This window comes from Ruminococcus sp. MCC718 (assembly GCF_018783905.1).
Taxonomy (GTDB): Bacteria; Bacillota; Clostridia; order Lachnospirales; family Lachnospiraceae; genus Hominisplanchenecus; species Hominisplanchenecus faecis.
Genome location: NZ_WQNP01000114.1, coordinates 1 through 1073, shown reverse-complemented (window position 1 = coordinate 1073; position 1073 = coordinate 1). Strand labels below are relative to the sequence as shown.

The 1073-nt window shown below is 33.6% G+C and carries 1 protein-coding gene; it reads left to right on the top strand.

The annotated features are described in order from the left end of the window. Nucleotides 1–161: 161 nt before the first annotated feature. On the top strand, nt 162–980 hold the full coding sequence (locus tag GPK60_RS15685) for a transposase (RefSeq protein ID WP_215660005.1): 819 nt from the start codon (nt 162–164) through the stop codon (nt 978–980). The last annotated feature ends 93 nt before the right edge of the window (nt 981–1073 follow it).

Genomic DNA, 1073 nt, shown 5'->3' with positions numbered 1-1073 from the left:
CCGGAATATATGGCTCTCATTCTCCGGAATGGTGGCTCTCAAAGTCCGGACAGGTGGCTCAAAGAGCCCTGGAATAATCAAAATCCCTGCAACAATAAGTATCCCACACAATGATACATCTATCGATGCAGAAGAACATTGTAAAAAAAATCTCATCTGATGTGGATAATTATGCTGCTTTTTCAGAAAAACGTTATCAAATGATCTACCAAATACAAAATTTTTTAAAAGAAGGCTGTAGTTACCGTGAAATTGCCAAACGTATGGGAATAGGTCGCAACACAATTGCAAAATATCGTAAAGGTGATCCAAAAGAATTAAGTATGTATGGAATTCATCAAAGCAAACTTGATCCATTTCATGATTTTATTATAGATTGTCTTAAAGAAGGATGGAGTAAAAGCAAAACTGTAAAGGCAATATACGAAAAAGGATATTCTGGATCCAAAAGCAATGCTTTTGATTATTTATGCAAAATAGAGCAAAAAGAAAATAAATGTTTTGAGCTACAGCCATATGTCAGAACAATGACGGAGTGTTTAAAATACAAAACCGGCAGTAAGGGAAAAGATAAAGATTATATTACACGAGAAGGTGTGTTTAGGTACATGTGGATGAATACTGAGCTTTCAGATAATCATAAGGAATATATTTATGAAAAGTATCCAAATATTTGGGAACTTCAATGCTGCATAAGAGAGTTTAGAAATATTTTTAAAAATCATAATGTGCCAATGCTCTATTTATTTGTTGAAAAATATAGTAAAAATCTTCTTAAACCCTTAAGAAGTTTTGCTGAGGGATTAAAAAGAGATATAGATGCAGTTGAAAATGCTGTAGCATATGATTACAGTAATGGATTTGTGGAAGGAACTAATAGCAGATTAAAAATGATAAAACGTACAATGTATGGAAGATGTGGCAGGCAGTTGCTTGAAGCAAAGTTGAGGTACATGGGATATAACAATAATAACGGATAATTGCGGAAGAACCGAGAATGAGAGCCATATATTCCGGTAATTCAGAGCCACCTTAGTGGGCTCTATTACATATATTTCCTTTATACTGTAAAT